Origin of the sequence: Rhizobium redzepovicii, assembly GCF_019793435.1 — a bacterium.
Lineage (GTDB): Bacteria > Pseudomonadota > Alphaproteobacteria > Rhizobiales > Rhizobiaceae > Rhizobium > Rhizobium redzepovicii.
Map to the genome: position 1 here is coordinate 78,015 of NZ_JAILYH010000002.1, position 25,942 is coordinate 103,956.

Genomic DNA, 25,942 nt, shown 5'->3' on the forward strand with positions numbered 1-25,942 from the left:
CGATCGGGTGCTTGCGACGCGGTGTTGAGCAGAGATAATGGACCTATGCAGCAATCGGACAATCACCCTGCCGGAATTGAAATCGCGCTCTGGCAATATTCCAACAACGAACGCCACTGGAATTGCTGGATGGAGTCGCTTTCACAGGAGGAACGGGATCGGGCGGCGACCTACCGGTTCGAAGGAGATCGCGCCTCGTTCATGGCCGGCCGCTACCTCCTGCGACGGCTGTTGAGCTTATCTATCGGGACAGCGCCAGGCGAGCTGGTCTTGTCTGCGGACAAGGACGGCAAGCTGAGGCTCGATGGTCGTGATGCGCCGCAATTCAGCCTCGCCAATGCTGACGGGCTGGTGACGGTCGCTGTCGCTTCAGGATGTGATCACGTCGGAATAGACTGCGAACGCATCGACGTCGAGATCGAAGAGGCGGCGGTGGCTAGCTATTGCAGCGGGGACGAACGACGCTGGCTCGCGGAATTGTCTGCCCGCGAACGCGCGCAAGCGGCTGTCGCGCTCTGGACGCTCAAGGAGAGCCATCTGAAGGCGCTGGGCGTCGGGCTGCGCGAGGATCCTCGCAATATCGCTTTTGCCTGGAAGGATGGCGTCCCCGTCATGGTCGGCGGCGATCGCGATCGGCGATGGCACCACCGTCTCATCGAAAGCGGCAGCCGGCACGTCGTGGCGCTGGCTGCCTGCTCTCAATCCGGGCTCCCCGGCATTTCGACACGGATATTTCAGGACGACAGCATCCCGTCCGAATAGCCGGCTCTGAGCTGGTGCGGCATTGCGGACGCCGTCTCCGTTGCCCAGGCCAATTGCGCATTGTCCGGTTCCGCGTCGAAATGCTGCCGGCCGAGCAGCGTATTGACGATCGTCGCGCTGCGCCAAGCCATCAGGCTGAGCTGAGAGTCGGCGATACCGTGCGAGTATCGACCTGCATTCTGCGCCAGCAGCCGGTTTGCCCGCGGGCCTGTCCATTGCATCGTGTAATCGTCGTTGAGCATGGGATAGCCGTTTCTGTCGAGCGTTATCCGTTCACCCAGCGACGCGAGCGCATCCGGCAATCGGAACCGGTAGCCGGTTGCCAGCACCACCGCATCCGCATGCATCACCTCGATCCCGCCGTCGAATTGATTTCTGACGATGAGCCGATAGGCATTGCCGTTCCGTTCCATCTGGATCACGTCGCGGCTCGGCGACAGAGATGCGTTCAGCGTGCTCGGCTCGAGATAACGCAGCGCGTAGAGACGGCGGTAGATCGAATGAATCGTCGAAATCGACAGGCCGTCGCTGGTCAGGATCGAATTCTTCAAGGCTGCCTGCTTCTGTTCGCCGCCGAGCTTCAGATAGGCCTGCACATATTCAGGCGAAAAGACCTGGTTTGAAAACGGCGTGTCGTTGATCGGCTCGAAATTGTGTCGTCGGCTGATCCATGTAAGCTCTTTCATCGAACTCGGGTCCGCAAGCAAGGCTTCGACGACCTCGCCGCCGCTCTGGCCGCCGCCAACGACGACGATGCGGCCAGCACGCAGATCGGTGATACGCGATTTCGCCTCGCTGTTATGGAAGCAATCGGCACCCAGGAAGGGTTTTGCCCAGTCGGGCACGAAGGGCGAAGATCCCGTGCCGATCACCAGGTTCTTCGCTTCCTCCTGGCCGTTGTCGAAACGCAGGACGAAACGGTCGTCGCGGTGCTCGACATCGCGAATGTCAGTCCCAAAACGCAAACCCTCCACGCCCTTGGCGACCCAGGCGAGATAACGTGCGAATTCCTGCCGCGGAACGGCGTCATAATTGGCGTTGAGGAAGGCATAGAGCCTCTTATGCGCCACCAGATAGGAAACGAACGACCAGCGGCTGGTCGGCAGGACCGGCGTGACGAGGTCCTTCAGGAAGGACGATTGCAACTCGACGCCGGGCATCATCATGCCGGGATGCCAGTCGAATGCGTCCCGCCGCTCGAAGAAGCGGCTGCGAACTTCGGGCACCGATTCCAGCAGGCAGGCAAGGCTCAGATTGGAGGGTCCGATGCCGATGCCGGCAAGATCGAGCGGCTCGTTGACGGCATCCCTGCGGGTAAAAGCGACGGTCATGCGAAATCCTTCTCTGTTTCCTTGAGACGAAGGGCAAGCCTTGAATGGAAGGCGGGAGACCCGATCATGTGCAGATGGTTGGTGCCGGTGATGATTTCGGCCGCATGCGCCCGCGGCGACAGGCGGCGCCAGTCAATCAGGTTAAGGCCGCGATTGAGGCTGTCGTCGGCTGCCCAGGGATAGATCGGCACATCGTGAGGGACGAGCCGATGCTTGCGGAAGATCAGGGCATTGTCGATCAGCACCCAGAACGTATGCTCGCGGCTGCTGATGTCAGGCCCGTCGGTCGGAAGCGGATCCTTCTCGTCGCCGACGAAACGCAGGAACTGATCGTAGGTATCCGCGTCCATCGTCGACAACAGCCGGTCCCATTCGGGGCGCATCGCCGTTTTCTGCAGCCATGCCTGCACGTCCCGATGCAGCGCGTCGCGCTCGCCCGGCCGGAACCTCGGCTTGCCGCCGATCGCGAATTCAGAGCCGAGGTCGCAAACATCGACCATCGCCATCATCCTGACGTCGACCTCGTTGCCGAGCGTCCGGGCCGCCTCGTAGGCCAGAAGCCCGCCCCAGGACCAGCCGAGGAAGGTGCAAGGCGCGCCTTTGCTGTGGGTCCTGATATGATCGACATAGCTCTCGATGATCTCTTCGATCGGCGCGCCGACTTCCTTCTTTTCGGACAGCGAATGGCAAATGAAGCCGGTCGCCGGCTGGTCGGCGCCGAGATAATCGACCAGCTTCACATATTCGCGGGTGCTGACGAGAAGCCCCGGGAAGCAATAGAGCCGCGGCTTGGCGCCGGAAGCGCGCAGCACGATCACCTGCGACAGATCGCGTTCGGTCCCCTGCTCCATCACGCCGGCAAAGGCGCGGATGGTCGGATTATTGAAGATATCGGCGACGGTGAGCGGCGTTTTCGGCCGGCGCTGCCTGAGCTGCGAAAGAATGCGGATCGCGCCCAGCGAATTGCCGCCGATCGTGAAGAAATTATCCTCGACACTGATCGCTTCCAGCTTCAGAACCTGGCGCCAGACATCCAGTACCTCCTCTTCGAGTGTGGTCGCCGGCTCGACGATTTCGCGCCGGACCGGCTGGGGTGCGGGCAGCGCGAAGCGGTCGAGTTTGCTGTTCGGATTGGTCGGCATCTTTTCCAGTTCGACCACCGCCGCCGGCACCATGTAGGAAGGCAGGCTGCGTTCGAGGCCGGCGCGGACGGTCTCGACGTTCAACGTCTCGTCCTTCTTCGGAACGACATAGGCGACCAGCGCCTTCTCGCCGGCATCGTCATCGCGCAGCACGACCAGCGCTTCACCGACGCCGGGCTGCTGGAGGAGGGCCGCTTCGATCTCGCCGAGCTCGATGCGGTATCCCCGCAGTTTCACCTGATGGTCGACGCGGCCGACGAATTCGACGGTTCCGTCCTCACGCCAACGCGTCAGGTCGCCGGAGCGATAGAGCCGGCCGCCCTCCTTGGAGAATGGGTCGGGAATGAAGCGATCGGCCGTCGTATCCGGCTTGCCGAGATAACCGCGCGCAATGCCCTCGCCGCCGATGTAGAGTTCGCCGGTGACGCCGATCGGGCAAAGATTGAGATCGGGATCGAGCACATAGACGCGCCGCAGCCCGACGGCGCGGCCGAGCGGCGCATAGACGCCCTGGAACTTCGTACCGGCCCTCACCTTCCAGACCATCGGCGTCATGATGGTTTCTGTGGGACCGTAACCGTTGATCAGCCATTCCGCCTTCAGTGCCCGCGACAGAAGATCGAAGGTCGGTTGTGCAAGCCCCTCGCCGCCGAACGAGTAAAGCCGCATCGGCGGCGCCCCGTCGGTGATGTCAGCCCACTCCGCCAGCTGCTGCAGATAGGTTGTGGGAATGCTGGCATTGTTGGCGCCATGCTTGCGCATCGCCGTCAATGTCTCTTCCGGCGTCCAGAGCGGCTGATCGGGAAGGATGATGCTGCCGCCCTCCATCAACGGGTTCATCCACCGCTCATGGCCGCCATCCGAGCTGAAGGGCAGGAACGGCAGCTCACGAGATTCCGAGCTCATGCCGTAGACTCGCGAGGTGTTTTGCAGATGGTGCGTCAGCGGCCCGTGTTCGACGGCGACGCCCTTCGGCAATCCGGTCGAGCCCGACGTGTACATGACATAGGCGAGCTGATCCTTGTGCGTGGGACTATAGAGCGGCGTATCCGGCTCGCCGTCGAGGTCGATCTTGTCGAGTTCGAGAATAATGGCGTCGAGTTCTTCCGGCAGCCGATGGCGCAGCCAGCTATGGGTTAGGACGATCTTGACGCCCCCGTCGCGCAGGATGTGGTGGTTGCGTACCGGCGGGTGGTCGGGCTCGACGGGAATATAGGCGCCGCCGGCCTTCAGCGTTGCGAGAATGCCGACGATCGCCTCCGGCGAGCGCTTGATGAAGATGGCGACCGTCACCTCGGCGCGAACGCCGAGCTGCCGCAGCCGATGCCCGAGGCGGTTGGTGTTTGCTTCCAGCCAGCCATGGCTCCATTCCTCGTCACCGTAGACGATCGCGGTCTTCTCAGGCGTGCGGCGCGAATGGGCTGCGATCAGCTCATGCACCGGCCTGTCGTCGTTGACGGCATCATCCTCGTAAGGCGCCGACAGCCAGTCCAGCTCTTCGCTCCCCACCAGTTCGATATCCTTGATCCTCACATTCGGCTGGGCGACCATCTGTTCGAGTAGGAGGCCGAAATGCCTGGCGATGCGGGCAACCAGGGCGCCGTCATAAAGATCCTGCGCGTAGTCGATCAGCGCGGATGCGCCGCCCGAATGCGCCTCGACCACCAGGGAAAGCTCGCTGTCGGCGCGGGCGCCCGGCGGCTCCAGATTTGTGGCGTGGCTGGGCACCGCATAGCGTCCGCGGAATTCGAACAGCGCCTTGACCACGGCTTCCTGGGCGGCGGCTTCGTCGACGACCAGTTCCTGGGTGATGCGTTCCAGCGGCAGGAGCCGGCGTTGCCCCTCTTCGCTCGCCGACGAGATCGCCGCTATGATATCGTCGAGAGAATGTCTCGAGGTCAGCGACAGGATGATCGGGAGCACCTGCTCGGCACGGCCGCGGCTGGCAAAATGCTCCTTATGTGGCCGCGCAACGAGAAGGCCGGTCAGCAAAGCGTAGTTGCCGCTGTAGCGGGCCAGCAGGGCGCAGAAGGCGGCGTGAAGCACGCGCTCGACCGGAACGCCCTTCCCCGCCGCATCCCGTTCGAGTTTGCTCCAGAGGTCGGCCTCGATCGAAAATCGGTGCTGCGCGCGCGCCACGCCTGCCAGCCCGCCGCTGTTGAAGCGGGTGGGAAAAGTCGAGGCCGCATAGTCGAGACCGATGGTGTCGCGCCAATAGGCAAGCGCTTCCCGCGCTTCGTCCGTCTCCAGCCAATCGGCCTCCCGCGTCCCGGCCGAGATTTCCAGCGGATGCATGTCGCCAATGGGCTCGCCATCGAGAATTCGCGCCAGCGACCTGGCAAGAACGGATTTTTCGTGGTCGTCGCAGACAATCGGATGCAGCACGATCGTCAGCAGCGACTGCCCCTGGGCAAGCCGGATGATCTGGATGCGTGCACCGGGCTCCTCTAGCAGATCGAAGCGCTTGTCGCGGAAGGCTTTCCTTGCCGCCGACGCATCCGGCTCGGAAAGGGCCGCGCCGTCTCTGCCGAGGATCTCGATCGGCACCGCGCTCGATGCGCCGCGATATTGCTCGATCCGGCCGCCCGCCAGCCGGCGGAAGCGGCTAGCAAGCGACGCATTTTGCGCCATGAGCGCCCGGCAGGCGCCGACAATCATCTCGAGGTCGGTTGGCGGGCTCAAACGCAGCCCGATGATCTGGTCGGGAAAGACGGTGTAATTGCCGATCTGCTCCAGTGACCAGATGCGCTTCTGCGCGATCGTCAGCGGAAAGCTCTCGAAGACCGCATCCATTGCAGCATCGGTCGGGGAAGCATCGGCGAAATTTGTGATTTGCTTGTTCATCTTGGGGATCCGGACGTTATTCAGAGACGCGCATCGCCTGATATTGCCGAGCGCAGCGAGAGGGGACGCGGGTCCGTCCAGACGTCGCGGATATGGGCCAGGCATTTCTGACGTGAACCGGCAAAGCCGGCCGGCTCCCAGCCCGTGGGAATCCGCTTGTCCTGCGGCCAGACCGAGTAGTGGTGCTCGGTGTCGATGACGGCGATCCAGAGATCGTCGCGAGGCTCAAAACTGTCCATCGAAAGCTCCTGCGGTGATTGATGTCATGCGCAAATGACGAATTCCGATGGCTGCGGTTTAGAAAATTGCTGAGAATTTTTTTCTTCGTTCACCCCTAAATTCGCCCAGAGATGGATCGTCATTCTACCAAATCGGCAGAAGAGCGGGCTTCATGCTCGCCACATCAAAAGCCCGGTCGGTCAAGGAGAACATCATGGATTTCGACGCCGCCAAACAAAGGCGCGTTCTGCAGTCGCGCAGCTACATCAGCCTCGCACCCAATCTTATCCATCTGAAGACCGCGCACGGTCACCACGAGGCCGCATTCGAGGTCGAGGCCGACACCGCGACGCTGACCTTCTACCACGGCGATCCCGTGCGATCGGCCGAGCTTCTGATGGCGGCCGCCGAAGCCGTGACGGCGGAAGATCGCTCGATCAGATCAGTCGTCTTCGACGGGCATCAGGCGAGCCTCCCGCCGCATATTTCCGGCGCCGGCGGCACGCTGGATTCGGAGATCCTCTGGCAATGGCCGTCGCTCTGGCTGCCGCAGCTCAGCTACCCGCTGCCGCCGGTGCAGGAAATGACCGCCGGCCGTTATCATCCGCGCCGGCCGGCAAAGCCGAAGGGCACGGTCTACCGGCGATTCATTCCCTGGCTGGAACGCGACATCAGCTTCCGGGTGGCCGATCCCGAGACCGATCTTGCCGCCTTCCATCGCTGGATGAACGACGAGCAGGTCAATACGATCTGGGAGGATGCGGGCTCGCTCGACAGGCACCGGGAGATCCTGGAGGAGCGGATCGCCGATCCGCATGTCCTGCCGCTGATCGGCAGTTTCGCGGACATCCCCTTCGGTTATTTCGAGGTCTACTGGGCCAAGGAAAACCGGCTCGGCCCCTTCTACGATGCCGACGACTATGACCGCGGCTGGCATGTCGCGATCGGCGAACCCGATTATCGCGGCAAGAAATGGATCAGCGCCTGGCTTCCCTCGCTGATGCATTTCATCTTCCTAGACGATCCGCGCACGAAGCGCATCGTCGGCGAGCCGCGCGCCAGTCACGAGCAGCAGATCCGCAACCTCGATCGCTCGGGTTTCGCCAAGGTCAAGCATTTCAATTTTCCGCACAAGCGGGCGCTGTTCGTCATGCTGACCCGCGAGCGTTTTTTCGGCGACCATCTCTGGGTGCCCGCATCATGAACGATATGAGCGAGATGAGCGGCAGTCTTCGCAAACGGCGCCTCGCCCCGGAAGATCTTGCCAATCCTCAACTTCTCAGGCTGCTGCTGCGGCTAGGACTGCCGGCCATGTTCGGCCTGTCGATCAATGCCGCGCATCACACGATCAACATGGTCTTCGTGGGCATGATCGGCGAAGACCAGATCGCCGCGATCATGATCGTCCTGCCGATCCTGATGCTGATCGCCGCCTTCGGCGAAGGCATCGGCGTCGGCGTCGCAACCGAGGTCGGGCGGATGCTCGGCGCCGGCAACCGCTCGCGGGCCGGCGCCATTGCGTCGATCAGCCTTGCTGCCGGCGTCGCCTTCGGCGCGGCAAGTGCGCTCACACTCGTCGCCTTTCCGGATCTGCTGCTGTTCGGCGCCACGCCCGCGATCGAGCCGCTTGCGCAACATTACCTGATGATCATCGCGATCTCGGTCCCGCTGACGATGGCGCAGATCATTCTCGATTTCCTGGCGATCGCCGAGGGTAACGCCCGCTTCAGCATGTGGACGCTGGTCGCCTGCTTTGCCTTGAACATGATCCTCGACCCGATCATGATTTTCGGATTCGGCCTCGGCCTAGAAGGCGTTGCCATCGCCACCATCCTGTCCCAGCTCGTCGCGCTTTCCATCTATGGCGCCTACCACATCAGGCGGCTTGGGGCGGTCCGGCTGAGCCTCGACTGGCGGTTGGCCGACATCCGCACTCTCAGGCCCGTCCTTGCAGTCGGGGCGCCGACGACGCTGACCAGCCTTACGACGGCAGGCGCGATTGCGATCATGGTGTCGCTCGCCGCCACCTATCACGGAGAAGCCGGCATTGCCGGCATTGGGATTGCCTTGCGGCTGCTTGCGGTCGGAACACTTCCCGTTATCGGCATCTCGCTTGGGGCCCAGTCCATCCTAAGCTTTGCCTGGGGTCGAGGCGATATGGCCAGGGTGCTGTCGGCAACCCGCATCCTGACAGCGGTCACGAGTGCGGTGAGTGGCACCTGTGGGCTGACCGCGCTTGCCTTCTCCAAAGAGCTTGCCTCCTTCTTCACCAACGATGTGACAGCGATCGGGATAGCCGGGCAGGCGATCGTCGCAACCCATCTTCCGCTTCTGCTGTTCGGCCTGCGGCAAACGGTGCTGATCCTTTTCCAGGCGCAGGGCAGACCCAAGGCGGCGGTTGCCATCGGCCTGGCGCAGAACGGCTATCTGCTTTTTCCGCTGCTTGCGTTCCTGCCGCCCTTCTTCGGCTTTTCAGGCCTGCTGGCCGCGATGTTCCTGGCCTCGGCCCTGACCGGCCTGCTGTCCGCGGTCTGCCTGGTGAGATCGCTCAGCGCACTCCGGCAGCGCTCCACCAGCCGTCTGACCTCCATCCGTCCCTATCCAGCTTTTGTCCATGAGAGGATGACCATGAACCAATCGATCAATCCGCACGACCTTGGCGCCCATGCAGTCGCCGACGATCTCTTCACGCCCGTCGATCCGGCGGCATTCAACGCCGTGTCGCCGCCGATCTTCCAGACCTCGCTTTTCACCTATGACAGTTACGAGGCGATGGAGGATGTTTTCGCCGGCCGCACCCGCAACTACATCTATTCGCGCGGCGACAATCCGACCGTCCGCGAATTCGAACTCCTGGTCGCCCGCCTCGAGGGCGCCGAGGATGGGCGCGCCTTTTCGAGCGGAACGGCCGCCATCACCTCGACAATTCTGAGCCTGGTGCAGGCCGGCGACCGGGTCGTCGCCGTCCGCCACCTCTATAATGATGTCTACCGTCTTCTGGTTAAACTGCTCGACCGGCTCGGCGTCGCCGTCGATTTCGTCGATCCCGCCGACCACGACGAGGTCCGCAAGGCGCTCTCCGGCGCCAAGCTGCTCTATCTCGAAAACCCGACATCCTTCGTCTTCGAGCTGCAGGATATTGCGGCGCTGTCGGCCATGGCGAAGGAGGCGGGCGTTACCACCATCATCGACAATTCCTGGGCAACGCCGCTGTTTCAGAAGCCGATCCAGCACGGCGTCGATATCGTCATCCACGCCGCCTCGAAATATCTCGGCGGCCACAGCGATACGGTCGCCGGCGTCGTCGTCGGCTCGAAGGAGGCGATCGCGCGGATCAACGCGACCTCCTATCCCTATGTCGGCGCCAAGCTCTCGCCGTTCGAGGCCTGGCTGCTGCTGCGCGGCATGCGGACCCTGCGTGTCCGGCTGAAGGAACATGAGCGCAGCGGGCTTCTGCTGGCCGATCGGCTGAAACAGCATTCGGCGATCGCGCGCGTCCGTCACCCGGCCTTTCAGGATCATCCCGGTCGGGCGACGCTGTCGGGTTATGCCGGGCTGTTCGCCTTCGACCTCAATCCCGATATCGACGTCGCCCGTTTTGTGAATAGTCTCCGCGACATCCGCCTCGGCGTTAGCTGGGGGGGACCCGAAACACTGGTGGTCCCCGCCAAGGTGGCGCTGCAGATCCCCGACCGGATGACTTCCTTCATCCGGTTCGGCGTGAGCGAGCAGACGGTTCGTTTCGCCGTTGGCCTGGAAGAGCCGGAACTGCTGTGGAACGATTTGCAGCAGGCGCTGCACGCTGCGAGACGTTAACAACTTGCCGGTGCGCATGATCGGGGCGCAGGAGGGGTTCGGCCATCGCGAGATGGCAATGCTCCTCCGCCGCCTTGATCATGAAGTTGACGAGGGTCCTTGAGACGCCGAGTTCGGCGGCAATATCCTTCTGCGGCACGCCGTTGAGGCGGTGCCGTATGAAGGCATCGTTGGTGCGCTTCGGCAAGGCCTCGAGCGAGGCAAGCACATCGCGCAGCGTCTCGGCGGCGACAAGCTGGTCGAGCACAGTTGGGATGGGAGCCGTGATCTCCTGAACCTGATCTATCGACCTATAGTTGTTCATCTGCTGACGGCGGCGGCGGCTTTCGTCGAGTGCGAGATTATAAACCATCCGAAAGGCGTAACCGATCGGGCAACGAATACCATCGGTTTTGACCCCGTAAGCTTTAATAACACCATCCTGAAAGATATCCTCAGAATATGACCTTGATTTAACAACGCTTTCAATCGTCTTAAGGAGCTTATCCTTGTTTTCGATCATAGCGTTGACAACGGCATTTCCATTCACATCGCGATGCAATGCTTGCATTGTCCCGTACCCTTTTTACAAATGGAAAACAGGCTTTGTCGTTACTGGTCGACGTAGTCGTGGCGCTCTTTTTTGCAGGAAAGTACACGATTTGATTGCAGTGTTTATTTTAAGGTGATAACAGGAGTCAAGTTTAAATCGACGGAGTGAAAGCGAGAAAAATGGGAAGGACAGTTGAGATCCTGACGGGCAAGGCGGAGCTCTGCCGATCGATCATGAGGGCTTTGCCCGACTGGTTTTCGGAACCCGAAGTCATCGAAGCGAGCGCCCAGGCGATCGAGGAGCTGCCGGTCTTCGGCTATATCGAAGCGGATGTCGTCACCGCGCTGATCGCCCTGAAGCCGCACCTGCCTGATGCCGTCGAAATCGCACTGATCGCGACACGCCCCGAACATCACGGCCGCGGCGCCGGACGTCATCTCATCGACGAAGCCGAACGTTTCAGCCATGAAGCGGGTGCCCGGTTGCTGACGGTCAAGACGCTCGCCCCGCGCGACCGCGAGGAACCGCAATTCGAGGCGACGCGGCGCTTCTACGACCGCAACGGCTTTATCAGGGCGGAGGTCTTTGCAAAGCTATGGCACGAGGATCACCCGTGCCTGTTCATGGTCAAGCCGCTTGCCGGCGTCCAGGCAGGTGAGACGACGCTTTGAGACGACGAGACTTTCTGCTTGGTGCGCTGGCAATGACCGGCGCACCCGCAACCGTGCGTGCCGGAGGCGGCGGCGTCGTTTCGCTCGACTACGGGCTGGCATCGACAATGCTTGCGCTCGGCGAGGCGCCGCGTGCCGTCGTTTCCTTGAGAAACTGGGGGGAATGGGTGGTCACGCCGACGATGCCGGCCGGCGTCGTCGATCTCGGCACCACGTCGGAGATCAATCTCGAAGTCCTCACCAGCATCCGGCCGTCGCTCATTCTGAGCACCCCTTTCCTTGCGGCACTGGACGATAAACTGTCGCGGATCGCGCCGGTGGAGAGGTTCACCATTTATGCCGAGCACAACGAGGCACTCGACTGTTCCTACGCCGAAACGCTACGGCTCGGCACGATGATCGGACGGACACAGGAAGCAAAGGCATTTCTATCCCATGCCGATGCCACCTTCGATCGGTTACGCGACCAGACGAAAAACCTGTCTGCGCCCCCCGTTGCCGTCATCAATTTCATCGACAACAGGCATGCGCGCATCTACGGCGGCCCCGGGCTTTTCAGTGGCGCCATGAAGCGCATCGGCCTTGAGAATGCCTGGAAAGGCGAGGCCAGTTACTGGGGATTTCAAACGATCGGCCTGGAACAGCTCGCCGAACTCGACCGGGAAGCGCATCTCATGATCGTTTCGCCGCTGCTTCCACCCGACGCCCTGATGCAGCTTTCCGACAGCCCGCTCTGGACCAGCCTTCCCTTCGTCAGGCGGCAGCGGATCTCGGTCATTCCAGGCGTTCTGATGTTCGGAATGGTGCAGGAGGCGCTGCGGTTTTCGACCCTGGTCGTCGATACGCTGGAGATCTCAGCCAGATGAAGGCCAGATTTTCTCCCTTCGGGGCGCCCGCACTTGCGGGCCTCCTGCTCTTTTCCGGGTTGGCCCTTGCCGTGCTGGAGGTTTGGACGGCGCTGCCTCATCTCAAGGCGGCGACCGACGGCTATGATGCCGAGCGTCTTCTTCTCCTCTATTCGACACTGCCGCGCATGGCGACAGCCCTGATCGCCGGCGCAGCACTCGCACTCTCCGGCGCGATCCTGCAACAGGTGCTGCGCAATCCGCTGGCCTCGCCGACGACGCTCGGTATTTCCACCGGCGCCAATCTGGCGTTGGTGTCCGTCATGCTCGCAGTTCCCTCACTGGCGGGATGGGGCCGGGACGCGGTCGCGCTTGCCGGAAGTGCCGCAGCCGCCTTCGCCATCTTTTCGATCAGCGCCCGGCATGGCTTCTCGCCCTTTTCCCTCATCCTGTCCGGTATGATCGTCGGCCTCTGGTGCGGGGCGGCGGCGGCCATCCTGGTGCTGATGAACGATCAGTATCTTTCCGGGATCTTCATCTGGGGCGCCGGATCGCTGTCGCAGCAAAGCTGGGTGATTCCGACATCGTTGCTGCCGAAGGTGGCGCTGCTCACCGCGCTTGCCCTTCTGGCCACAAGACCGTTGACGCTGAGCCAGATCGGCGATGCCGGCGCAACGAGCCTCGGTCTGCCGATCAAATGGGCCCGCGGTTTCATGCTGGCGATTGCCATTGCGCTCAGCGCCCTCGTCACCAGCGCCGTTGGCGTCATCGGCTTCATCGGGCTGGTCGCTCCGCAGATCGTGCGGCTTGCCGGCGCCAGGCGCATCCTCAGCCAGCTGATCTGGTCTCCCATTACAGGCGCCGGCCTTCTGCTCCTGACGGATCAGGCGATCAAGCTTGTTGCTCCAGGCGACTTCGTGCCGACGGGGGCGGTGACGGCATTGCTTGGCGGCCCGATCCTGATCGCTCTTCTCCCACGCCTTGCCACAGCCTCACGCGCGCTGCCCGGCGTGGCGTCACCACAACATGCAATCAACAACCAAACGGCATCCTTCGCTGCTCTGCTCGTCCTGGTCATCGCATTGGCGACTGCCGCGATCTTCTTCGGCCGCGCACCCGACGGCGCCTGGACATGGCTGCCAACCGCCGCGTGGGACGGAATCCTTCCCCTTCGGCTGCCGCGGGTCGCCGCCGCGTTCGGCGCCGGAACCGTGCTCGGCGTGACGGGCCTCATTCTGCAGCGGCTGACCGGAAACGAAATGGCAAGCCCCGAGGTGCTCGGCGTATCGGCGGGGGCGACGCTCGGCGTTGCGGCGGCCATGTTCGCCTTTGCGGCACCTGGCCTAACGATCCAGCTAGCCTTTGCCGGCGGCGGCGCCCTTGTTGTGCTGACCCTGATCTTCCTCCTGAGTGCGCATTCCGGCTTCGGCCCGAACCGTGTGCTGCTGGCGGGAATCGCCCTCGGCGCGATACTCGATGCCGGGATCGGCGTCCTTGCCGCAAGCGGCGATCCGCGCGGCCTGGCGCTCATCCGCTGGATGGCGGGCTCGACCTATTTCGTCGACAATGCGGTGGCGGCAAGCGCCCTTCTCATTGCGCTCGGCTGCCTGGCCGTAGCCTTTCTCACCAGCCGCTGGCTCGCCCTGCTGCAGCTTGGAACCGAGACGGCAAGCGAACTCGGCCTCAGGATCGTTCCCGCACGTGCGGTGCTATTCGGTCTCTCGGGGATCATGACTGCGGCGGCGACGCTCGTCGTCGGCCCATTGAGTTTCGTCGGCCTGATGGCGCCGCACCTTGCCCACGGGCTCGGCCTTCGCCGGCCCGCCGCCCAGCTCCTGGCCGCCGCCCTCATTGGGGCGGCCCTTCTCGTCCTCGCCGACTGGACGGGGCGCATGATCGCTTTTCCCTATCAGATCCCCGCCGGATTGATCTCGGCCCTTGTGGGAGCCCCGATGCTGCTGATCGTTCTGCGCCGGCGGTCGTGAGAAACTGACCGCCGTCCGCAGCACCAGCCTGCACCGATAAGGCTCCAGCAGGATGGCCTGACGGTATTAGCTCGCCAATGCCTCGGCATCGGCGCCTGCGGGAATGCGCAATGGAGAGGAAGGATCGGTCGCAGCGCGCCATACCGCCTCGGCAACGTCGCCGGGTTGTGTCAGGGCCGATTCAGACTGCTTCTCCCACGACGCGAATACGCCGGCAACGACCGATGAATAGGCTTCGGGGAAACCGCCCTGTTTCTGAAGCCGCGAGCGCGCCGTATCGCCGAACCGCGTCTGCGGCGCGCGTCCGGGAAGGATGATCCTCACACGCACGTTGAAGGCCTCAAGCTCGAGCGCGGCGGACTCGGTAAAAGCGTTCACCGCGGCTTTGCTGGCCGTATAGACCGAGAGGAGCGGAAGCGGCTTAAGGGTTACGCTTGAGGTGACGTTGACGATGACCCCTTCCTGCCGCTCCCGCATCTGCGGCAAAACCGCCTGCGTCATCGCAATGGTTCCGAGCGTATTCGTCTCGAAAAGATCGCGGGCAGTCTCCATCGACGTCCCTTCAACCGCGTTGAGCCAGCCGATGCCGGCGTTGTTTACCAGCACGCCCACAGGACCGGCGGCGTCAAGCGCAGCATGTATGCTTTCAGGGCTCGTAACATCCAGCGCGAGGATCTTGAGATTTTGCGACGGCGGCAGAAGGTCTTGGTGCGGCGTTCGCATGGTGGCAACCACTTTCCAGCCCTGCGCGAGAAAGAAGCTGGCAATTTCCAGCCCGAAACCTGATGAGCAGCCGGTGATGAGAACGGTCTTCATATGTGTCTCCTGTCTATGCTGACGGCCGTAGATGTAGACGGCGGTATCGATACTGTATATCATGCATCGTCCATATTACATTATCCGGAGTATCGATGAGCGACCCTTTGGCGGACATCGTCACGCTGCTGCAGCCAGCTGCGCGGTATTCAAAGGTGGTCAGCGGCGCAGGGATGTGGCGCGTGGATCGCCAGGAGACTGGCCAGCCATTCTACTGCGTGGTCCTGGAGGGTGCCTCACAGCTCAGCGCAGAGGACGATCGGATTATTCTGCGGGAAGGCGACTTCGTACTGATCCCGGCGGCTCATTGCTTCACGATGTCGAGTCTGGGCGCTGAGTTGTCGCCCGGGATCGATCCCCTCACCGTGACAATGCTCCCGGACGAAACCCGCCACGGTGACCCCGAGGGTGCAGCGAATGCACGATTGCTCGTCGGCCATTTCTCTTTCGGCTCGCCTGATGCGGCGTTGCTGGTCTCCCTGCTGCCGCAAATCATCCATATCAGCGGCGATAACAGGCTGTCGGCGATCGTTCATCTCGTTACCGACGAAGCCCGTGCTGAGCGGCCGGGAAAGAACATGATCCTTGCCCGGCTGTTGGAAGTCCTGCTTGTCGAGGCGTTGCGGTCGGATGTCGGGGAGGAGACGCCTCGCGGAATTCTGCGAGGCCTCAAGGATGCACGTCTGGCCCTGGCCATCCGTCGACTGCATGAAGACCCAGCCAGGGAATGGACGGTGGAACAGCTTGCCGATGAGGCGGCCCTGTCGCGGTCGGCGTTTTTCACTCGCTTTCGGCACGCTATGGGCCTGGCGCCAATGGAATATCTCATATCGTGGCGCATGGCGCTCGCCAAAAATCTGCTGAGGCAGGACCAGATCGGAATTCAGGAGATAGCGCTGCGCATCGGCTATGGCTCCGCAAGTGCGTTCAGCACGGCCTTTACCCGCTTCGTCGGATTGCCGCCCTCGAGATATGCCGAGCAGGCACGGACCCTCGCGAACGCCGCCGTATAGCTCGGTTGACCGCCGATTGTTTGTCGATTTTTGCAGTGCTCCGGCCGCTCAAAATCGCTGCTTGACTCTTTTGAGAGCCTGATCACCCACCAGGCCGTCAAGGTCGACGGCCTGGTGGGCGACAAGATGATCGACAATCGAAGGCGCGCCGAGACGCCCTATTCGGCTCTGCAGCCCTACCTTACCACCGATACTTAAGGGTCCCCGTCATGTTGCGGCCCTGGCCAAGATAGCAGAAGCCCTCGTTGCAGACGGTGTCCCGTTCGTCGGCGATGTTGCGGATATTGAAGGCCGCCGTCAGGCCTTCGTATTTCTTGTCGACCGCGCCGAAATCATATGAGGTGGATGCGTCGATGTAGAAGCTCGAGGGGTTCTTCGACGTATTGGCTGTGTCCGTCCAGTTCTCGCTGACATAACGAACGCCCGCGCCGACAGACAGGCCATGGAACGGGTTGGTTTCCTGGAACGTATAATTGGCCCAGAGGCTCGCGACGTGCGAGGGTGTCAAGGCTGGCGTATTGCCCTCGTTTTCACCGCCTCCCGTCACTTCTGACTGGTTATAAGTGTAGGCCGCAATAAGATCCCAGCCATCGGCTACCGCCGCGCGGGCTTCGAGTTCGATGCCCTTCCCGGTCACTTCACCGATCGATCCATAGGCAAACAACAGCGGATCGACCAGCACCGGCTTGTTCTTTTCGACGATGTGATAGGCAACGGCCGACAGGAGGATGTCGGAGCCCGGCGGCTGGTATTTCACGCCGAGCTCGTACTGTTCACCCTCTGTCGGCGCCAGGATCTTGCCTGAGGTCGAACGGTTGGTCACCGGATCGAACGATGTGGCGTAGGAGACGAAGGGAGCAATGCCGTTATCGAAGAGGTAGAGGGCACCGGCTTGCCAGGAGAAGGCGTTCTTGTCGACCTCCTCCGAGCTGACCGCGGGCAAGGTCGCATCCCGCGTCTGGTTCACCCAGGTCTGCCGGCCACCGAGGTTGAAGCGCCAATTCCCGACCTCGATCTGATCCATGGCGTAAATGCCGAGCTGCCGCAGGTCGGCATCGGAAGCCAAGATGCTATAGTCCGGCGTGGCGCCCGAGACACCATAGGTCGGATTGGCGATATCGAAGTCGAACGCCGGATCAGCAGCACCGGCCCCGTAGCCAAAGCTCGACTGGAGATTGGTGTAGTCGAGCCCGAACAGCATCATATGAGCCAACGGGCCCGTGTCGAACTTCGCTTCAAGCTGGTTGTCGACCTGGAAAACGTTCATTTCGTCGCGGATCGCATTCGTGCCGCGATGCGCGACAGTCCCGGTCCAGCTGGTCACGCCAAGATAGCGGGCCTCCAGGTCGAGATGCGAATAACGCAGGTTCTGCCGGAAGGTCAGGCCATTGTCGAATTCGTGTTCGAACTGATAGCCGATCTGCTGCTGCTTGACCTTCTGGTAGTCGTAGTCGGGATCGCTCGCCCTGAGCTCGTGGATCTTGCCGTCCAAGGTCGTGATCGCACCGACGTTGGAGTCGGTCTCGTCCGATTGCGCCAGGCCGTACACCGTGAAAGTCGTGCCCTCGTCAGGCTTCCAGGTAAACGACGGCGCCAGGAAATAGCGGTCGTCGGCAATGTCGAAATTGGTATCGCCACGACGGGCGAGGCCGACGATGCGATAGAGGAAATCGTCGTTGCCTTCGCTGATCGGCCCGCCGAAATCGAACATCCCCTGCACCCGATCCTTGGTGCCGTAGGTAATGCCAACTTCGCGGATCGGCTCCTCGGTCGGGAGCTTCGATATCTTGTTGACGAGGCCGCCCGGCGATCCCGCACCGTAGAGAACGGAAACCGGTCCCTTGATCACCTCGACGCGCTGGAGCTGATAGGGATCGGTGCGGAACATGCCATAATTGATATAGGGCTGGCGCAGGCTGTCACGAAAGTCCCCGACTGTCGTGATGTTGAAGCCGCGAATGTAGATCTGATCGAAGCGCGGATCGAAGCCGTTCGGCCCGGTCGTCACGCCGGCCGTATAGCGCACAGCCTCGATGATGCTTTGGGCGCCGCGCTGCTCGATTTCCTTCTCGGTGGTGACCGAGATGGAACGCGGCGTCTCGACGAGCGGCGCGCTGATCTTGGTCGCGCCCGAGCTGTTCTTGGCCGTAACCGACGTCCGGTCCGTCTTGCTATCAGAGGCTGCACCTTGAATGACGATCGGCTCCAATGCCGTCGCGGCGCCACCTGTCGCCGCGCTCTGGGCGGCAGCCGGCGAGGCTGCAATACCGATCGCAATCAAAGCTGTCGTGGCAAACAGGCTATTTCTGTAAACTTGCGATACAATATTAGAAACGTTCAAAAAAACACGCGCCATTCTTGGTCCCTACCTCACGGATGCGGGCGGAACCTATGGAGCGGGGGGCCTCTTGTCAACATAAGATGATTTTTTTCATCACCTTTTAATCGACGAAATTACGGCTTTCGATATTCCCGAAGAGGTTGTGCGCATCACCGGGCGCAGACCGCGCCCAGGCTTGTGTTTCAACCGCCCAATCGAGACATCGAAGCGGAAGTTACTTTCCCGGGATAATGTTTTCACAAGCCTCGCCCGCTGCAACGCTGGCGCCCGACTCACCTTGATCAGCCTGACCAATTGACAGATATCCTACAAGTATATATGTAGTGCGCATCTTATCGGCGATGCGAGAAAGCGACCCGGCATGACATTGAAATCGATGAAGCCGCTGACGCGCGCACCCCTGCTGCATGTCTCGGTGCAGGAAAGTCTGCGCGCCTATATCGACGACAATGGGCTGGCGCCCGGAACCCTGCTTCCGGCGGAAGGCGAGCTTGCCACCCAGCTCGGCGTCAGCCGCAATTCGCTGAGGGAGGGCATCAAGGCGCTGGAATCGCTCGGCGTGCTGGAGACACGGCGGGGCGTCGGCATTTTCGTGAAGGCGTTTTCCTTCGAGCCGCTTCTCGACAACCTCGCCTACGGCCTCGGCGGCGCCCTGCGGCAGATCGAGGAGGTGCTCGAAATCCGGCGCACGCTGGAGGTGGGACTGATCGGCAAGACGATCGATGTGATCGGCGAGGAGGACATCGCCGAACTGCGCGCCACCGTCGATCGAATGCGCGCCCATGCCGAGCGCGGCGAAACCTTTGCGGCAGACGACCAGCTGTTCCACCGGCTGCTGTTTCGCTGCCAGGACAACGAGACGCTCGTACGGCTGATCGATGTGTTCTGGCTCGCCTTCTACAAGGCGTCGGATTTCGTCAACCTCGAAAATACCGATCCGATGGCGACGTGGCGCGATCACGCCGCGATCGTCGATGCGATCGAGGCAAAGGATCTGGAGGAGGCGCGCCGGCGCCTGGATCGCCATTACGAGGGAATTGCCCGGGTGATCGCCAATAACAAGACAAGTGCAAACATGGGAGGAACGCATGAAAAGACTGTCTAGATTATCCGCTGTCGCGCTTGGCGCCCTGCTGTCGACAACAGCCATTCCGGCTCTTGTCGTTTCGGGCGCCGCGATTCAGGCTGAGGCCGCCACCCTGTCCGGCGGCTTCGATGTCGGTCCGGGAGGCTTCCAGGGCAACTTCAATCCGCTGGCGGCGACCGCCGGCTTCACCTGGCTCAGCATCTATTACGAACCGCTGATCACCTATGACGAGAAGTTGCAGAAAGTCGTCGGCGCGCTGGCGAACGCCTACGAGGTCAGCCCGGACCAGCTGACCTACACGTTCAAGCTCGCCGACGCCAAATGGCATGATGGCAAGCCCTTTACCGCCAAGGATGCGAAATTCACCCTGGGCCTTGCGACGGATGCGAAAACCGGCTCGGTGCTCGCGGCCCGGCTGAAGGGCATATCGTCCGTCGAGACGCCGGACGATCACACCGTCGTCATCAAGCTTAGCGCACCCAGCAGCAGTTTTCTCGACACGATGACCAAGGTGATGATGCTGCCCGAGCATGCGCTCGCCGCCATACCGGCCGACCAGTTGGCAAAGAACACCTGGTGGTCCACCGCGCCGATCGGCACCGGTCCCTTCAAATTCACCAAATACGTCTCGGATCAGTATGTCGATCTTGCCGCAAACACCGATTATCGCGGTGGCAAACCGGCACTGGAGCGCGTCATCAATCGCTATTTCGCCAACCCGGCCGCAGCGATCGCGGCGCTGAGATCCGGCGAAATCCAGTTCACCTATGTCGATTCCAACGACGTGCCGACCTTCAAGGACAACAAGGACTTCAAGGTCATCGAAGGCAACTCTTTCGTGGTCAACTATCTGGGCTTCAACCACGATTCCCCGATCTGGAAGGATCTGCGCATCCGCCAGGCGGTGATGTATGCGATCAATCGCGATGCCATCATCCAGAGCCTCTATGGCGGCGCGGCCAAACCGGCCAACTGCGCTTATGTCGCCGAACAGCTGATACCCCAAGGCATCGACAGCTACGCCTACGATCCCGAGAAGGCCAAGCAACTGCTTAAGGAAGCCGGCTGGGATCAGATCAACGGCGGCAAGCCGATCACGCTTCTGACCTATTACACCACGCCGCTTGCCACCAACGTCCTTGCCGCAGTCCAGGCGATGCTTGCCCAGGTCGGTATCAACATCGTGCCGCGCGCCGTCGATGCGCCGACCTATAATAGCATCGTGCTCAATGCGACGCCGGATATTGCCCAGTTCCAGATGGTTTATGCCGGGCTGCAGAACGGGCCGGATGCCGGAAGCATCAATGTCGGCCTCAACGAGAAGCAGATCCCTCCGGCCGGACCGAATGTCGCCAGGGTTCGCATGCCCGACCTCACCAAGGCACTCGATAGTGCGTTGGCCGAGCCTGATAGCACAAAGCGGGATGCCGCCTACCAGGACGTCTGCAAGGTGATGAACACGAACCTGCCCTGGGCGACGCTCTGGGTGGCAAACCGCTACGGCATCGTCTCGACCAAGGTGAAGGATTTCGTCTGGACGCCGGCGCCGGGCGGCGGCCCCTACCAGGCCAACCCGCAGAAATGGTCGATCGCCGAATAGGCGTTTTCCGGGAAAACCTTTGAGGGTGGCTTCGGCCACCCTGACAAGACGGCCTGACAAGACGGATTGCCGATGCTCCAATACAGTCTCAGACGCCTGATCATAGGAATAGGCATGCTCGTCGCCCTGAGCATGCTGATCTTCCTGCTGCTGCGCCTGACACCCGGCGATCCGATCGATGCCTATATCGATCCGAACCTGCCGATGTCGCCGTCGGATCTTGCCGATCTGCGCCGACGCCTCGGGCTCGACCAGCCCTTGCCCGTCCAGTATCTGGGCTGGCTGCAGCAGGCACTGGCGGGCAATCTCGGTTATTCGATCAAGCGTCTCGACCAGCCAGTTCTTGGTCTGGTACTGTCGCGGATCGGGCCGACGGTGCTGTTGATGGGCACCGCACTTGCCTTCGCCATCATAGCCGGCATCGCCTGCGGGGTGATCGGCGCCGTCCGCCGCAATTCGCTTGCCGATCTCTCCTTGTCGGTGACAGCGCTTGCCGGCATTTCGAGCCCTGCATTCCTCAGCGCGCTGATCGGCCTCTATATCTTCTCCGTCCGTCTGCACTGGATGCCGTCAGGCGGCATGCTGACGCCGGGCGAGGAGTTCTCGGTGGGCGATCTCCTCCACCATCTGATCCTGCCGGCGGCACTTCTGTCTGTCGCGCAAGCCGCATTGATCATGCGTTACATGCGCGCTTCGCTGCTCGAAGTCCTGAACCAGGATTACGTGCGCACAGCCCGCGCCAAGGGCGTTCGCGAGTTCTGGGTCATCACCAAGCATGCCTTGCGCAATGCGCTTCTTCCCATCGTCACCCTGATCGGCTCCACCATCGGGCTTGCGATCGGCGGCGCCATCTTCATCGAGAGCGTTTTCAATTGGCCCGGCATGGGTCTTTTGCTCGTCGATGCCGTACAGACGCGCGACTACCCCGTCATCATGGGCGCGACGCTGATCATCGGCGCCTGCGTTATCACAGTCAACCTTCTGACCGACATCACCTATGCGGTCGTCGACCCGCGCATCAAGGTGGGCTGATCATGCTGGCACGCGCCCCCCAACGCCGCAGCCCGGGGCCGCTTGCCCGCGCCTCCAGCCGTTTCCTGATCAACCGCGCAGCGGTTGCCGGCATCTGCATGGCCGTTCCGATGCTGCTGCTGATCCTTTCCTATCCGCTCTGGTGGACTTTCCAGCCGAATGACATCGATCTTCTGGCGATGAACAGCGGCCCGAGCACAACGCACTGGTTCGGAACCGACGGCGTCGGCCGCGATGTCTTCGCGCGCGTGCTCGAAGGCGGCCGGATCTCGCTGCTGGTCGCCATCGCATCGACCGCGCTTTCGGCGGTCATCGGTTTTCTGTTTGGAGCGATCTCGGCACTTGCGGGCCGGTGGGCGGACGCCGTCTCGATGCGCTTCATCGATCTGGTGATGACCCTGCCGCCCGTCATCTTCCTGCTCGTGCTCGCTTCGATCGCCGGCACCGGAATCTGGCCGACGGTGCTGGTCATCTCACTGCTCTCCTGGCCGCTGCTGGCCCGGATGATCCGCTCCCGGCTGCTGGAATTGCGCGAGCGCGACTTCGTCCTGGCCGCTCGCGGCATGGGCGCCGGCATCGGACATCTGCTCTTCCGCCACGGCCTGCCGAACTCGATCGATATCCTCGTGGTCTACGCGACGCTGCAAATCGCCAATGCCATCCTGCTCGAGGCGGGCCTCTCCTTCCTCGGTCTCGGCATCGCGCCGCCGGCGGCTAGCTGGGGCAACATGCTGAACGCGGCCCGCTCGACCGCCGTGCTCGAACAATATCCGTGGCAATGGCTCTTCCCCGGCGGCGCGCTGATCCTTGCCGTGCTTGCGATCAACTTCATCGGCGATGGCCTCAGAGATGCCTTCGACCCGCGTACCGAATTGAACTGAACTGACAATCGAAAGAAGCGAAAATGACAAAATTCAAGGGTGTCGTCCCCCCCGTCGTAACGCCGCTCAATCCGGATCTCACCGTCGACTACCTCTCCTATACCAGGGTACTCGAACATCTGATCGATGCCCGCTGCCACGGCGTATTCGTGCTCGGCTCGACCAGCGAAGTCATCTTCCATGACGAAAAGACCCGCCGCGAAATCATCGAGCATTCCGCCAAGGTGGTGAATGGCCGCGTGCCGCTGATCGTCGGCGTCATCGATCCGACCACCGATCGGGTCATCGCCCATTCGAAGGTCGCAAAGGCCGCCGGCGCCGACGCTGTGGTCGTGACCGCCCCGTTCTATACGGTCACCAGCCAGTCCGAGATCCTCGATCATTTCCGTTATGTCAGAGATGCGGTGGACGTTCCGCTGATCGCCTACGACATTCCGGTCTGCGTTCACGTCAAGCTGCAGCGCCAGACCGTGGTCACGCTCGCCAGGGAAGGCGCCATCATCGGCCTCAAGGATTCCAGCGGCGACGACGGCAACTTTCGTTATGCGCTCCTCGATCTCGCCGAGCACAAGGACGTCTTCCTGATGACCGGCTCCGAGATCGTCGTCGACACCGCCCTGCTGATGGGCGCCCACGGCGTCGTTCCCGGCATCGCCAATGTCGATCCGCACGGCTATGTCAGGCTCTGGGAAGCCGCGCAGCGCGGCGACTGGGCCGCAGCCAGGAAAGAGCAGGAGCGGCTCTGCCGCCTGTTCGAAATCGTCTGGGTCGCCCAGGGCCGCGTCAGCGGCGGCGCAGCGGGCATCGGCGCGTTCAAGACCGCCATGCAAAGCCTCGGCATCATCGACAGCGCCGTCATGCCGCGACCGCGCGCCTCCCTCAACGATGCGGAAACCGCAAGGATCGACGAGATACTGCGCGCAACCGGCCTGTTGAACTGAGCCGGCCGATGGAACAGGCGACCGAACCGTTGCTCGACATCAGAGGATTGCGAACGATCTTCCGCATCCGCGGCGGCGAGATCGCGGCGGTCAATGATATAGACCTGACCGTCGCCGCCGGCGAGACGCTGGCGCTCGTCGGCGAATCCGGCTCCGGCAAGTCCGTCACCAGCCTGTCGGTCATGCGGCTGCTGACGCGCAACATCGGTGTGATCGCCGCCGGCAGCATCCGCCTGACGACGAGAAGCGGCACGGTCCGGGATCTTGTTTCGCTTGATGAAGAGAGCATGCGCAGGATCAGGGGCGACGAGATCGGCATGGTGTTCCAGGAGCCGATGTCGAGCCTCAATCCCGTTTTCACGATCGGCGACCAGATCGCCGAGCCGATCCGCATCCATCGCGGCGCGAACCGGAAGACGGCAATGAACGCAGCCGTCGCCTTGCTGGAAAGCGTCGGCATACCGGATGCCCGGCGCCGTGCCGGCCAATACCCGCACGAATTGTCGGGCGGCATGCGCCAGCGCGCCACCATCGCCATGGCGCTCGCCTGCGATCCGGCGCTGCTGATCGCCGATGAGCCGACCACGGCGCTCGACGTGACGATCCAGGCGCAAATCCTCGATCTGCTGCTCAAGCTGCAGCGCGAGCGCGGCATGGCCATGCTCTTCGTCACCCACAATCTCGGCGTGGTCGCCGAAATCGCCCATCGCGTCGCGGTGATGTATGCCGGAAGGATTGTCGAAGAAGGGCCGGTCGGCGAGGTTTTCCGCAATCCGAAGCACCCCTACACGATGGGCCTTCTTGCCTCCATGCCGCGCCTCGGCGACGCATCGCGGATGAAACAGGCGGGCGAAAAACTCTCTGCCATTCCCGGCATGGTCCCGAGCCTGATGAACATGCCGAGCGGCTGCGCCTTTTCCCCGCGCTGCAAATTCGCCATCGATGCATGCCGCGCCGCGATTCCGGCACTCGAACAGATCAATCCGCGACACCGCAGCCGCTGCATCAGATGGCAGGAGATCTAGATGAGCGCACCGCTGCTCTCCGTCCGCGACCTCTCGAAACATTATACGTCCCGCGGCACGCGGCTGAACATTCTTGAGGGCATCTCCTTCGACATCGGCAAGGGGGAGGTCGTCGGGCTTGTCGGCGAATCCGGCAGCGGAAAGACCACGATCGGGCGTTCCGTCCTTCGGCTGGTCGAACCTTCCTCAGGCAGTGTCCGCTTCGACGGGCAGGAACTCACCGGACTTTCCGCCTCGGCGTTGAGGCGGCAACGGCCGCGCATGCAGTATATTTTCCAGGACCCTTTCGCCAGTTTGTCGCCGCGCATGACGATCGGCGAGATCCTGACGGAGGGCCTGAAGATCCAGGGGATCGGATCGACACGCGACAGGCTTGAACGAGCGCAAGCCGCGTTGGCCCAGGTCGATCTGCCTGCCGATGCGATCCATCGCTACGCGCATGAATTTTCCGGCGGCCAGCGCCAGCGCATCGGCATCGCCCGGGCATTGACCTTGTCGCCGGAATTCATCGTCGCCGACGAACCGGTCTCGGCCCTCGACGTCTCGATCCAGGCGCAGGTGATCAACCTCTTGCGCGAGCTGCAGCAGCGGCTTGGGCTTACCATGCTGTTCATCTCGCATGACCTCGCCGTCGTCGAATATATTTGCGACCGGGTGATCGTGCTCTATCTCGGTCGCATCATGGAGATCGCCGCAAGTGCCGATCTCTATGCGAGACCGCAGCATCCCTATACGCGCGCGCTTCTCTCGGCGATCCCTTCACCCGATCCGGATGCCCGCCGTGACAGGCAGATCCTGAAAGGCGATATTCCAAGCCCGGCCGATCCGCCGAGCGGATGCGTCTTTCGCACGCGCTGTCCGAGTGCGCTCGATGCCTGTGCCGCCGCCGTTCCGCCATTGCGGGAAATCGCGCCCGGCCATTTCAAGGCCTGCATCCGCGACGACCTCAACTGATCCGTCATCCAGAGCATGATGCCGAAAAGTGTGAGCGGTTTTCGGGCGAAATCATGCTCTAACTCTCTAATTTAGAACAGGATTCAGATGTTAGACCAACCGGGC

At 62.1% G+C, this 25,942-nt stretch carries 20 protein-coding genes and 1 pseudogene; 15 read left to right on the plus strand and 6 right to left on the minus strand.

The genetic code is table 11. The features are described 5' to 3' along the window. Nucleotides 1-45: 45 nt before the first annotated feature. Entirely contained in the window at nucleotides 46-762 is a 717-nt protein-coding gene (locus K6N12_RS02820; RefSeq protein WP_222148693.1) for a 4'-phosphopantetheinyl transferase family protein, read from the plus strand. Here the strand turns inward: K6N12_RS02820 and K6N12_RS02825 are convergent. Genes K6N12_RS02825 through K6N12_RS02835 form a run of 3 tightly spaced genes read right to left on the minus strand, consistent with a single transcriptional unit; the run spans nucleotide 735 to nucleotide 6,318 of the window. Further along, complete coding sequence (locus K6N12_RS02825; RefSeq protein ID WP_222148694.1) at nucleotides 735-2,093, minus strand: lysine N(6)-hydroxylase/L-ornithine N(5)-oxygenase family protein; 1,359 nt, start codon at nucleotides 2,091-2,093, stop codon at nucleotides 735-737. The genes K6N12_RS02820 and K6N12_RS02825 overlap by 28 nt on opposite strands. Then, nucleotides 2,090-6,079, minus strand: a complete 3,990-nt coding sequence (locus tag K6N12_RS02830) for a non-ribosomal peptide synthetase (RefSeq protein WP_222148695.1) — start codon at nucleotides 6,077-6,079, stop codon at nucleotides 2,090-2,092. The genes K6N12_RS02825 and K6N12_RS02830 overlap by 4 nt, the downstream gene beginning before the upstream one ends. Before the next feature lie 20 nt (nucleotides 6,080-6,099). Continuing rightward, nucleotides 6,100-6,318, minus strand: a complete 219-nt coding sequence (locus tag K6N12_RS02835; protein ID WP_222135122.1) for an MbtH family protein — start codon at nucleotides 6,316-6,318, stop codon at nucleotides 6,100-6,102. 194 nt (nucleotides 6,319-6,512) lie between these two features. Between K6N12_RS02835 and K6N12_RS02840 the strand changes: the two genes are divergently transcribed. The 3 genes and pseudogenes from K6N12_RS02840 (at nucleotide 6,513) to K6N12_RS33970 (ending at nucleotide 10,114) form a co-directional block, all read left to right on the plus strand. Next, entirely contained in the window at nucleotides 6,513-7,502 is a 990-nt protein-coding gene (locus K6N12_RS02840; protein WP_222148773.1) for a GNAT family N-acetyltransferase, read from the plus strand. Continuing rightward, a pseudogene (locus tag K6N12_RS33965) lies at nucleotides 7,499-8,908 on the plus strand (MATE family efflux transporter); the annotation flags it as partial. The gene K6N12_RS02840 and the pseudogene K6N12_RS33965, both read left to right, overlap by 4 nt. Nucleotides 8,909-8,926: 18 nt before the next feature. After that, nucleotides 8,927-10,114, plus strand: coding sequence for a PLP-dependent transferase (locus tag K6N12_RS33970; RefSeq protein WP_245426755.1), 1,188 nt, complete (start codon nucleotides 8,927-8,929; stop codon nucleotides 10,112-10,114). On the opposite strand, the gene K6N12_RS02850 is transcribed toward K6N12_RS33970, so the two are convergent. After that, nucleotides 10,005-10,664, minus strand: a complete 660-nt coding sequence (locus K6N12_RS02850; RefSeq protein WP_222135124.1) for a sigma-70 family RNA polymerase sigma factor — start codon at nucleotides 10,662-10,664, stop codon at nucleotides 10,005-10,007. The genes K6N12_RS33970 and K6N12_RS02850 overlap by 110 nt on opposite strands. Before the next feature lie 161 nt (nucleotides 10,665-10,825). On the opposite strand from K6N12_RS02850, the gene K6N12_RS02855 reads away from it, so the two are divergent. The 3 genes from K6N12_RS02855 to fhuB are packed head-to-tail and all read left to right on the plus strand — an operon-like array spanning nucleotide 10,826 to nucleotide 14,147. Continuing rightward, nucleotides 10,826-11,317 carry a GNAT family N-acetyltransferase gene (locus K6N12_RS02855; protein WP_097624295.1) on the plus strand — a complete coding sequence of 164 codons (492 nt, stop codon included), beginning with the start codon at nucleotides 10,826-10,828 and terminating at the stop codon, nucleotides 11,315-11,317. A 32-nt stretch (nucleotides 11,318-11,349) separates the two neighbouring features. Beyond that, a complete protein-coding gene (locus K6N12_RS02860; RefSeq protein ID WP_222148697.1) occupies nucleotides 11,350-12,183 on the plus strand; it encodes an iron-siderophore ABC transporter substrate-binding protein in 834 nt (277 codons plus the stop codon). After that, nucleotides 12,180-14,147 carry a Fe(3+)-hydroxamate ABC transporter permease FhuB gene (gene fhuB, locus K6N12_RS02865; protein WP_222148698.1) on the plus strand — a complete coding sequence of 656 codons (1,968 nt, stop codon included), beginning with the start codon at nucleotides 12,180-12,182 and terminating at the stop codon, nucleotides 14,145-14,147. The genes K6N12_RS02860 and fhuB overlap by 4 nt, the downstream gene beginning before the upstream one ends. 66 nt (nucleotides 14,148-14,213) lie before the next feature. Here the strand turns inward: fhuB and K6N12_RS02870 are convergent, their stop codons facing one another. Next, nucleotides 14,214-14,963: an SDR family oxidoreductase gene (locus K6N12_RS02870; RefSeq protein ID WP_222148699.1), complete on the minus strand. Its 750-nt coding sequence runs from the start codon at nucleotides 14,961-14,963 to the stop codon at nucleotides 14,214-14,216. 95 nt (nucleotides 14,964-15,058) lie between these two features. Here K6N12_RS02870 and K6N12_RS02875 point away from each other — a divergent pair, with 95 nt between their 5' ends. Beyond that, nucleotides 15,059-15,976, plus strand: a complete 918-nt coding sequence (locus tag K6N12_RS02875; RefSeq protein ID WP_222148700.1) for a helix-turn-helix transcriptional regulator — start codon at nucleotides 15,059-15,061, stop codon at nucleotides 15,974-15,976. Between the two features lie 181 nt (nucleotides 15,977-16,157). On the opposite strand, the gene K6N12_RS02880 is transcribed toward K6N12_RS02875, so the two are convergent. After that, nucleotides 16,158-18,332 (minus strand): TonB-dependent siderophore receptor, encoded by a 2,175-nt coding sequence (locus K6N12_RS02880; RefSeq protein WP_222148701.1) that lies wholly within the window; start codon nucleotides 18,330-18,332, stop codon nucleotides 16,158-16,160. A 346-nt stretch (nucleotides 18,333-18,678) separates the two neighbouring features. Between K6N12_RS02880 and K6N12_RS02885 the strand changes: the two genes are divergently transcribed. The 7 genes from K6N12_RS02885 to K6N12_RS02915 all read left to right on the plus strand — a co-directional run bounded on the left by K6N12_RS02885 (nucleotide 18,679) and on the right by K6N12_RS02915 (nucleotide 25,837). Then, entirely contained in the window at nucleotides 18,679-19,422 is a 744-nt protein-coding gene (locus tag K6N12_RS02885) for a FadR/GntR family transcriptional regulator (RefSeq protein WP_222148702.1), read from the plus strand. Continuing rightward, complete coding sequence (locus K6N12_RS02890) at nucleotides 19,406-21,004, plus strand: ABC transporter substrate-binding protein (RefSeq protein WP_222148703.1); 1,599 nt, start codon at nucleotides 19,406-19,408, stop codon at nucleotides 21,002-21,004. Before K6N12_RS02885 ends, K6N12_RS02890 begins: the two co-directional genes overlap by 17 nt. 72 nt (nucleotides 21,005-21,076) lie before the next feature. After that, a complete protein-coding gene (locus tag K6N12_RS02895) occupies nucleotides 21,077-22,036 on the plus strand; it encodes an ABC transporter permease (RefSeq protein ID WP_222148704.1) in 960 nt (319 codons plus the stop codon). Between the two features lie 2 nt (nucleotides 22,037-22,038). Further along, the gene (locus K6N12_RS02900; RefSeq protein WP_222148705.1) at nucleotides 22,039-22,917 is read left to right on the plus strand and encodes an ABC transporter permease; all 879 of its coding nucleotides are present in this window, start codon (nucleotides 22,039-22,041) and stop codon (nucleotides 22,915-22,917) included. A gap of 23 nt (nucleotides 22,918-22,940) precedes the next feature. Beyond that, nucleotides 22,941-23,858 carry a dihydrodipicolinate synthase family protein gene (locus tag K6N12_RS02905; RefSeq protein WP_222148706.1) on the plus strand — a complete coding sequence of 306 codons (918 nt, stop codon included), beginning with the start codon at nucleotides 22,941-22,943 and terminating at the stop codon, nucleotides 23,856-23,858. An 8-nt stretch (nucleotides 23,859-23,866) separates the two neighbouring features. Beyond that, on the plus strand, nucleotides 23,867-24,883 hold the full coding sequence (locus K6N12_RS02910; RefSeq protein WP_222148707.1) for an ABC transporter ATP-binding protein: 1,017 nt from the start codon (nucleotides 23,867-23,869) through the stop codon (nucleotides 24,881-24,883). Then, nucleotides 24,884-25,837, plus strand: coding sequence for an ABC transporter ATP-binding protein (locus K6N12_RS02915; protein ID WP_222148708.1), 954 nt, complete (start codon nucleotides 24,884-24,886; stop codon nucleotides 25,835-25,837). Nucleotides 25,838-25,942 lie beyond the last annotated feature (105 nt).

Coding starts and splice junctions, on each gene's coding strand:
- K6N12_RS02830 (WP_222148695.1), bottom strand. CDS start 6,079: ATGAACAAGCAAATCACAAATTTCGCCGATGCTTCCCCGACCGATGCT.
- K6N12_RS02910 (WP_222148707.1), top strand. CDS start 23,867: ATGGAACAGGCGACCGAACCGTTGCTCGACATCAGAGGATTGCGAACG.
- K6N12_RS02900 (WP_222148705.1), top strand. CDS start 22,039: ATGCTGGCACGCGCCCCCCAACGCCGCAGCCCGGGGCCGCTTGCCCGC.
- K6N12_RS02840 (WP_222148773.1), top strand. CDS start 6,513: ATGGATTTCGACGCCGCCAAACAAAGGCGCGTTCTGCAGTCGCGCAGC.
- fhuB (WP_222148698.1), top strand. CDS start 12,180: ATGAAGGCCAGATTTTCTCCCTTCGGGGCGCCCGCACTTGCGGGCCTC.
- K6N12_RS33970 (WP_245426755.1), top strand. CDS start 8,927: ATGAACCAATCGATCAATCCGCACGACCTTGGCGCCCATGCAGTCGCC.
- K6N12_RS02860 (WP_222148697.1), top strand. CDS start 11,350: ATGACCGGCGCACCCGCAACCGTGCGTGCCGGAGGCGGCGGCGTCGTT.
- K6N12_RS02825 (WP_222148694.1), bottom strand. CDS start 2,093: ATGACCGTCGCTTTTACCCGCAGGGATGCCGTCAACGAGCCGCTCGAT.
- K6N12_RS02880 (WP_222148701.1), bottom strand. CDS start 18,332: ATGGCGCGTGTTTTTTTGAACGTTTCTAATATTGTATCGCAAGTTTAC.
- K6N12_RS02820 (WP_222148693.1), top strand. CDS start 46: ATGCAGCAATCGGACAATCACCCTGCCGGAATTGAAATCGCGCTCTGG.
- K6N12_RS02870 (WP_222148699.1), bottom strand. CDS start 14,963: ATGAAGACCGTTCTCATCACCGGCTGCTCATCAGGTTTCGGGCTGGAA.
- K6N12_RS02875 (WP_222148700.1), top strand. CDS start 15,059: ATGAGCGACCCTTTGGCGGACATCGTCACGCTGCTGCAGCCAGCTGCG.
- K6N12_RS02850 (WP_222135124.1), bottom strand. CDS start 10,664: ATGCAAGCATTGCATCGCGATGTGAATGGAAATGCCGTTGTCAACGCT.
- K6N12_RS02890 (WP_222148703.1), top strand. CDS start 19,406: ATGAAAAGACTGTCTAGATTATCCGCTGTCGCGCTTGGCGCCCTGCTG.
- K6N12_RS02855 (WP_097624295.1), top strand. CDS start 10,826: ATGGGAAGGACAGTTGAGATCCTGACGGGCAAGGCGGAGCTCTGCCGA.
- K6N12_RS02905 (WP_222148706.1), top strand. CDS start 22,941: ATGACAAAATTCAAGGGTGTCGTCCCCCCCGTCGTAACGCCGCTCAAT.
- K6N12_RS02915 (WP_222148708.1), top strand. CDS start 24,884: ATGAGCGCACCGCTGCTCTCCGTCCGCGACCTCTCGAAACATTATACG.
- K6N12_RS02885 (WP_222148702.1), top strand. CDS start 18,679: ATGACATTGAAATCGATGAAGCCGCTGACGCGCGCACCCCTGCTGCAT.
- K6N12_RS02835 (WP_222135122.1), bottom strand. CDS start 6,318: ATGGACAGTTTTGAGCCTCGCGACGATCTCTGGATCGCCGTCATCGAC.
- K6N12_RS02895 (WP_222148704.1), top strand. CDS start 21,077: ATGCTCCAATACAGTCTCAGACGCCTGATCATAGGAATAGGCATGCTC.